A 6,286-nucleotide genomic window follows, 5' to 3' on the forward strand; every position below is an offset into this window, starting at 1 on the left:
ACGACGCTTATGACGAAGAAAAAAGCACATAAACCTGGTTCAGCGACCATCGCACTTAACAAGCGCGCCCGTCACGAATACTTTATCGAAGAAGAGTTCGAAGCGGGACTTGCTCTGCAAGGCTGGGAGGTTAAATCCCTGCGCGCAGGAAAAGCCAATATCAGCGACAGCTACGTCCTTCTGCGTGACGGAGAGGCATTTCTGTTTGGCGCTAACATCACGCCAATGGCAGTGGCCTCCACGCATGTAGTGTGCGATCCTACCCGTACCCGCAAGTTACTTCTCAACCAGCGGGAACTGGACTCATTGTACGGTCGCGTCAATCGAGAAGGCTATACCGTAGTGGCGCTCTCCCTGTACTGGAAAAATGCCTGGTGCAAAGTAAAAATCGGCGTCGCCAAAGGTAAGAAACAGCACGATAAACGTTCAGATATCAAAGAACGCGAATGGCAGGTGGATAAAGCGCGTATCATGAAAAACGCCCACCGTTAAATCTGTACTCCAATTATTGACCCGCTCCTCACCGCGCCTCCCTCTCCGGCGGCGCGAATGAACACCTTATGGACTATCACATCCGACGCAAATGTTGCCATCCCATTGCTTAATCGAATAAAAATCAGGCTACATGGGCGCTAAAACTTTAACGATAACACCATTGAGGCTGGTCATGGCGCTCATAAATCTGGTATAATTACCGTTACACATTGGGGCTGATTCTGGATTCGACGGGATTTGCGAAACCCAAGGTGCATGCCGAGGGGCGGTTGGCCTCGTAAAAAGCCGCAAAAAATAGTCGCAAACGACGAAAACTACGCTTTAGCAGCTTAATAACCTGCTTAGAGCCCTCTCTCCCTAGCCTCCGCTCTTAGGACGGGGATCAAGAGAGGTCAAACCCAAAAGAGATCGCGTGGAAGCCCTGCCTGGGGTTGAAGCGTTAAAACTTAATCAGGCTAGTTTGTTAGTGGCGTGTCCGTCCGCAGCTGGCAAGCGAATGTAAAGACTGACTAAGCATGTAGTACCGAGGATGTAGGAATTTCGGACGCGGGTTCAACTCCCGCCAGCTCCACCAATCATGATTGGACAATGTAAGGACAACACCAACAAAAACAGGAAGTTAGCAGTCTCAGCAGGACACCGACCAGACGGTGAGGAGACAAAAAAGGATACGCAAAGGAGCCGCGGCTCTTTAGTGACATAGAAGCCCGCTTATGCGGGCTTTTTTATGGGATAAGACATATGAACCAACTGCAAGAAATCATTCAGATACTAAGTACTGGTGATGAAGGCACAACAGATGCTCTCATAAAAACAAAGATCCTTCTTTTCTCTATCGGGAAAAAGGAGCTTGCTGCATGGGTAAATCATGAGATAAACGGTTATTCTGATTCAGTTTCCCTTCCCGATTATAGAATTGTTGGCACAAGAATTCTTGCAGATCTGAACAATGGCATTCGCCTATATAGAGCTTTTCCTTTACCGATTGGCTATCTCAGTGAAGATGACTATGAAGATGCTACAACCAGTAAAGTTAGACTTTCAATCAGTCAAATCGAAGACCTAGTAACCAATGCTGGTGATAGCCACACCCTGCAGCAGCCAATTCCTTTAGATTATGCATTAGTTAAATATTGCAAAGGTATCGATAGAGGCTATGAGTTAACATGCTGTTATAAAGAGATCGCGCTACATAACTTCACTTCCATCTTAACTCAGGTCAGATCACGGCTACTTGATTTTATACTTGAACTTTCTGATCAAGTTTCTGAAATATCAGATGAGAAAAACATGACAGAAAAACTTAAAAATATCGACACGTCTTCATTGTTTCATAACTCAATTTTTGGAGATAATACTGTTATAAACTTCGGAAATGAAAACTCATTTTCTGTGAATAACCATATCGTAAAAAACAACATTGAATCATTAAAAGAATATCTCTTAGCTCAGGGGTTTCCTAAATCTGATGTAAACGATTTAGAAATTGCTATTGGTGAAGATGGCCCGATAGCTAACAGACGTGATGAATACGGTCAATCTGTTAGTAAATGGCTGGCAAATATTGCAAGTAAAGCAGCCCATGGTATTTTGGGTATAGGAATAGCGGTAGCAACTCAAGCCGCTACCACCGCGCTAAATAAATACTACGGTCTTTCATAATCATGATAAGGTGTCAGGCACAAGGATTAAAAATCCTTTCATGCCACCAAAAACCGGCCTATTATGGTTGCTATATTATGTCTATTTTTTAGGCAGAGTATTTCTAGGGAATGGTTAGAATAAAAAATCTTAATTGCTCCATTATCATTCAAAAAAAACTTCCTAATATCTACATCTACTTTTTACCAGATAAAATAGTACTAACACGATCCATTCGAACAATTAAAAACATGTCATATGCAAAAACAATGTAAATGGATTTTTATGCTTATTGAGTGCAGGATAGCCAAAGAAAAAAAGCCAAACGATACTTAAATACGTAATAGAAGAATTCAAATATTACATTGGCAAAAGTTATGATATATGTAAATATTTATAAAAACACTATCCAAAACAGCCTCTTTCTAATACTCATCTCACCCTATAAGCGCCCTGATGGGCGCTTATAATTCAAGCCAGATAGGGGCGATCTTTATTTACATCAAATAGTTCTAAAAAAAATGATTCATCCAAACGAGTATTACAGCCTATCTTTACATTGGTAGAATTATTGAAGAAAAAATCAAAGTGATATCTTGGATGCACTTTGTCCTTCGCATTTTTAGGATCATCATCAAACCTAAAATACCCATGATCAACTAACAACAATGAACAAATTGCATCAGCATAATTTATAGCACTTTGAATATCTCGATCAAAGTTATCACACAATTCAAGAGCAATTGCCTCCTGAGAAAAAGCGCCATTACTGCAAGTATTTATTACATTCCTGCATCGAGAAATAAACTCTGCATTAACAGGAAGCCCATAGGCATCATAGTTAAAACAGATATTGCTTTCATACTCAATTACTTGAAATGGTAAATTCATAGAAAAAAAACCATCCGGTTTCCTCACCAGAATTCGCTTATGAGTACCTGTACTTATTAGCAAATCGAAATCATTTGTTTCTTTATTCCAACAGTCATGACATGTATTTATAATTTCCGCAGCAATAAGAAGATTTTCCAGATTGGAAAATGCATCTCTTACAGCGCAGAACTTTTCAAGGTACACTGTAGGTACATTATTAAAGAAATAAAAACTCATAACTTTTTATTCCTTATATATTCTATTTCAATCAATCTATTTATATAGTCATCATCGACATCATCATCATCAAGACCTGCTATTATAGTTTCTACAGTGTGAGTAACTTTTGCTATTAAGCGAGGTGTGGATTTTTTATCTGCACAATATTTTTTAACCATTTGATTAATAGAGACAGACTCATCCAAAATAATATAATCCTTTTGATTGTTTATTTCCTCATCCGACGGAAGTCTTACATCCATATAATCATTTTTATTGAGAAAATCTAAACCTTCAATAATAGTAGGTATTGCCGGATTTTCATTATCATTATTTAAAACTAAATGGCTTTCTAAAAAAGATCTAGCCATCATAGTATACAGAGCATTTCGAAAGTTTGCTCTCTTTACTAATTTCATAGCAAAACAAATAACAAATGGGAACTCAAGCCCTTTTGCATTGTTTATATTGGAAATAAAAAGCTTCCCATCTTGTTTTGATTTTGTCTCATGTGAAATATTAGAGTCCCAACCAAGCTGCAACTTGACTTTTGATTTTAGTGATTGAATATAATCATAAATATAACCACCAGCATCAAGGAAAATGACTGCTATATCTCCTTGCTCTAAAGTAGGATTGCGGGCCTGAATATCCTTAATAATTTCAACTATTTTATCTGGACCATTATCCACTTCTTTTAGTAAATGAATAGCCGTACTTTTATGATTTTTTGGAATATCTTCAAAGCGTCTTAACGGATCCCTAGATAAATGTACTCTATCCCCAACCTTATTATATTTATATCCACAAGAATCCCACTCAGTCTCTTTCAACCACCGAAGCACCGGTTTCTCATAAAGTCCCATTCCTAATGCATGAGAAAACATTAAGTTCTTTGGATCTGTGCGATAACATTTTTTAAGAACTATATCTGCTCGATTCACGTTATCATTAATCGGCATAAATATATTTTGAAATACATCGCCCGCTACATATAGTTTTTTAGATGTAACCATTTCACATAGTTCAATGAAGCTTTGTGGAAAATCTTGGCTTTCATCTATAAACACATAATCGAGAGCTTTTTCATCAGACCGCCCACTTTTTTTTATATCCGAAATGGCTTTTTTGCAAAGAGCATCGAAATCTCCGTTGCCAAAACCACCGAATGGAATTTCGTAATAATGACATATATATCTATACATCCCAGAAAAGGGATCTTTAGTCAAACCCCAAGAGTTAAAACAAAAAAGTTTCGTACCCCATTCAATTTGCTTTTCCACTCGCATAAAATCAAAAAACTCTGGTATCCTAGTTCTCATTGTAGATGCAAGTATTTTATTAAAACAAGTAAATGCAATTTTAGCATCAGGGTTCCTTAAATAAACCTCTTTTAATTTATGTAAAAGGAGTTCTGTTTTCCCCGAACCAGCCAAGCCTTGTATTACAGTCTTTTTTCCAATTCCACTTTGGAAAACGAATTTTGTTTGATCAGTATCAAATAAAATAATCTTTGATTTTATTGTATCTAATAAATTACTTGCTTCAAGATTAATTCTTGAAGTATCGTTAATACTTCCCACAATAAGCGAGATTAGCAAATCAATTATTCTACTTTCTTTAGTTTCAACCTCCAACTTACTGAAATCGGTATCACCAACAGAAAGTACTTCAAATAAATCTTGCCATGTCTTTTTTCTTCCAATTTTACTACGATACTTAAATTTCTCTGCTAAATATGATACATCCTCTAGAAAATCCTCTTGATACTCTTCAAAGAGTTCGACGTCATCTCCTAAATTCATAAAAAAAGGTTTTATACCAGCCGAAAATACCGCTATCGCTTGGTCATAATCATACTTTACATCCTCATTTGACAGGGGACGACAAAGAACATATGTCTGTTTTTTATTCTTCTCAGCATACTCGTTTATTATTACATCAACTCCAGCTGCCTGGGCTAAGGCTAATGCATCCTGAGAGTAAAAACAGTAACCGGACATAAATCCTCCTCTAAAGCGGGTAATCTACTCGCGTTTAATTCTTAATTAGGTTCGCCATGTAAGAAAATGGTAGTCTGCGTTGTTAATCATACTATTTACTCAGAAAAAAAACATGTTGCAATTTGCTTATGTAAATTCTCTTTCTAAAGAAGCACATTTGTGATAGGTGTGTTCAACAGTCAACCACAACATGCTCTAACATATGACGTATTTGCTGTTTCATTTAATCCCTCTCAGAAACGTCTTCTACAACCATTACATGGAAAAAAAGCGCCCTGTTAGTGTGGCTGCATCAATTGAATCAGCTAGGCTGCAAAAGTTAATACTTCGTTCGCACAACTTCGCCAGCATCACGACAAGATGACGCATACAGCGCCCCTATCGGTCTAGTATCCAGTCCATCTATGTATCGCCAGCTGATAATGTCCTAAGAAATTTTTTAGCCTGGGTATTTCGGGCGTTGTAATGCTGATTTTATATTCAAAATCAGCACGAACTCTTCTTAGGCCAGCAAGTTCTTGTATATGACGTGACTGTGGCTACAACAGGAACGATTATTCCATAACAGGGGTTGCAGGCCACTCAATATCCGGTGCAGTTGATGTATCAACACGGTTCAGCAACACCCGATACTTCTTCCAGGTTTCCAGCAACGAGTTTTCTTCCTCCGTTGCGATTTCCAGATCTGCAGCATCCTGAAGCGGCGCAATATGCTCACTGGCTACCTGCATCAGGCTGTTTTTTGTTTCTTCCGCCTCCCGTATCCGAAACAGTTTTTCTGCTTCTGCATCTTTCACCCAGGTTGTGCCGTTCCACTTCTGATATTCCCCATCCGGCGACAACCAGGTGACATTTTCCGGTAACGGGCCGAGTTCAGAAATAAATAACTCGTCCCCTGATGCCACGTCATAGACCGTTTTTCCCCTGTGGTCTTCAACGAGATGCCATGATGTATCCTCACTGTTAAAAACAGCCACGAAGCCAGCCGGAATATCTGGCGGTGCAATATCGGTACTGTTTGCAGGCAGACCTGTATGAGGGGGAATGTATGCATC

5 protein-coding genes and 1 other RNA gene are annotated in these 6,286 nt (G+C 38.7%); 3 read left to right on the forward strand and 3 right to left on the reverse strand.

Features of this window, described 5'->3' with window-relative positions; translation table 11 throughout:
- The first annotated feature begins 9 nt into the window (after nt 1–9).
- From smpB to K0335_RS21195, 3 genes are all read left to right on the forward strand, one after another.
- Nucleotides 10–492: an SsrA-binding protein SmpB gene (gene smpB, locus K0335_RS21185; protein ID WP_000162574.1), complete on the forward strand. Its 483-nt coding sequence runs from the start codon at nt 10–12 to the stop codon at nt 490–492.
- A 214-nt stretch (nt 493–706) separates the two neighbouring features.
- Nucleotides 707–1,069: a transfer-messenger RNA gene (ssrA, locus tag K0335_RS21190) on the forward strand.
- A 167-nt stretch (nt 1,070–1,236) separates the two neighbouring features.
- Nucleotides 1,237–2,157: a hypothetical protein gene (locus tag K0335_RS21195; protein ID WP_001072748.1), complete on the forward strand. Its 921-nt coding sequence runs from the start codon at nt 1,237–1,239 to the stop codon at nt 2,155–2,157.
- A 450-nt stretch (nt 2,158–2,607) separates the two neighbouring features.
- Here the strand turns inward: K0335_RS21195 and K0335_RS21200 are convergent, their stop codons facing one another.
- The 3 genes from K0335_RS21200 to K0335_RS21210 form a co-directional block, all read right to left on the reverse strand.
- Nucleotides 2,608–3,246, reverse strand: coding sequence for a hypothetical protein (locus K0335_RS21200; RefSeq protein WP_000011690.1), 639 nt, complete (start codon nt 3,244–3,246; stop codon nt 2,608–2,610).
- Entirely contained in the window at nt 3,243–5,231 is a 1,989-nt protein-coding gene (locus tag K0335_RS21205; protein ID WP_219394095.1) for a DEAD/DEAH box helicase, read from the reverse strand. The genes K0335_RS21200 and K0335_RS21205 overlap by 4 nt, the downstream gene beginning before the upstream one ends.
- 554 nt (nt 5,232–5,785) lie before the next feature.
- A partial coding sequence (locus K0335_RS21210) for a tail fiber assembly protein (RefSeq protein WP_219394097.1) occupies nt 5,786–6,286 on the reverse strand: 501 nt, incomplete at its 5' end.

This window comes from Escherichia sp. GZ89, assembly GCF_019366485.1.
GTDB lineage: Bacteria > Pseudomonadota > Gammaproteobacteria > Enterobacterales > Enterobacteriaceae > Escherichia > Escherichia fergusonii.

Coding starts and splice junctions, on each gene's coding strand:
- smpB (WP_000162574.1), top strand. CDS start 10: ATGACGAAGAAAAAAGCACATAAACCTGGTTCAGCGACCATCGCACTT.
- K0335_RS21195 (WP_001072748.1), top strand. CDS start 1,237: ATGAACCAACTGCAAGAAATCATTCAGATACTAAGTACTGGTGATGAA.
- K0335_RS21200 (WP_000011690.1), bottom strand. CDS start 3,246: ATGAGTTTTTATTTCTTTAATAATGTACCTACAGTGTACCTTGAAAAG.
- K0335_RS21205 (WP_219394095.1), bottom strand. CDS start 5,231: ATGTCCGGTTACTGTTTTTACTCTCAGGATGCATTAGCCTTAGCCCAG.